Origin of the sequence: Acetobacter sacchari (assembly GCF_017377715.1) — a bacterium.
Taxonomy (GTDB): Bacteria; Pseudomonadota; Alphaproteobacteria; order Acetobacterales; family Acetobacteraceae; genus Acetobacter; species Acetobacter sacchari.
Map to the genome: position 1 here is coordinate 1 of NZ_JAFVMF010000114.1, position 237 is coordinate 237.

1 protein-coding gene is annotated in these 237 nt (G+C 11.4%); it reads left to right on the forward strand.

Annotated elements, in window-relative coordinates; translation table 11 throughout:
- Positions 1-220: hypothetical protein (locus J2D73_RS21590; protein WP_207884266.1), on the forward strand; the 220-nt coding region annotated here is incomplete at its 5' end.
- Positions 221-237: the final 17 nt, after the last annotated feature.

Below are 237 nucleotides of genomic sequence, written 5' to 3' on the forward strand. Positions count from 1 at the left end.
AAAAAAAAAAAAAAAAAAAAAAAAAAAAAAAAAAAAAAAAAAAAAAAAAAAAAAAAAAAAAAAAAAAAAAAAAAAAAAAAAAAAAAAAAAAAAAAAAAAAAAAAAAAAAAAAAAAAAAAAAAAAAAAAAAAAAAAAAAACGCCCCCCCCCCCCCCAACCCCCCCACAAAAAAAAAAAAAAACAAAAAAAAACACAAAAAAAAAAAAAAAATAAAAAATAAAAAAAAAAAAAAAAAAA